General features: G+C 51.5%; 2 protein-coding genes. Both read right to left on the bottom strand.

Features of this window, described 5'->3' with window-relative positions; genetic code table 11:
* Positions 1-661 (bottom strand): PTS transporter subunit EIIC (locus tag lacNas_RS08790; protein WP_201346783.1); only part of this gene is annotated, 661 nt, incomplete at its 3' end.
* A gap of 34 nt (positions 662-695) precedes the next feature.
* A partial coding sequence (locus lacNas_RS08795) for a PTS sugar transporter subunit IIB (protein WP_201332006.1) occupies positions 696-919 on the bottom strand: 224 nt, incomplete at its 5' end.

Raw genomic sequence — 919 nt, forward strand, 5'->3', positions numbered from 1 at the left:
TGGAAACGCTGGATGGAACTTGTTCAGGAAGCTTGATCTTCCAGCCCTTCTTCATCATGGCGCTGTAGCTCCAGCCGACCAAAAGGCCGATGATGATGGCGGCAACCATCCCTTGGCCGCCAAACCAGGTAATGTTCAAAACGTTAGTGACCGGTGAAGCCAGGAAGGTCTGCAGGGCATGCGGCAATTTGTCGATGTTCTGCGCAACAGCTGAGCCTGACAAGACGACCTTGCCGGCAGCGTTGCTGATGCCGCTGGCTTCAGCAGCCTTGAGCGGACTGTCGACCTGCATGAACTGCAAAAGCAGGAAGGCTGACAAAGCAGTCAAAGCGGCCGGGAGGGGCTCAACTTTTTCATTCTTGACATAGACGTAGGCAATCCCGACAACTGACCAAACGGAGATCATCCCGAAACTGGCCGTGTAAGCCTGGCTGAAGAAGGCTGACCAGCCGCTGTCGGACAAGGCCTGGGAAACTGCTGGAATCGGGAAGTTGGACATGATCAGGAAGATCGACCCGATAATGATAAATGGCAGCGAGTAGACCATCCCGTCTTGAATGGCCTTGACCGCCTTCGTGTTAACAAATTTCATGATTGGTGGCAGAATCTTTTGATTGACAAAAGCACTGAATCCGCCCTGCTTTGTAGTTTCTGTACTCATCACTTTTTCCTCGATTTACAAACGTAAAAGCTGTTTACTTGCTCATTACCTTGGTAGCTTGTTGAACTACCTTTTCCCCGTCCATCATGCCATAAGCGGCCATGTCGATGACGGCGACTGGAACGTCAGTGCCTTCAACCTTCTTTTGGAAGTCTCCCAGCATGTAGCTTACCTGCGGCCCAAGCAGGACACAGGAGATTTCCTTGTTTTCCAGGTTGGAGTCAGCTTCAGCTGCTGGACAGGCAAAAATCTCGTAGT

Source organism: Lactobacillus nasalidis (assembly GCF_016587775.1).
Taxonomy (GTDB): Bacteria; Bacillota; Bacilli; order Lactobacillales; family Lactobacillaceae; genus Lactobacillus; species Lactobacillus nasalidis.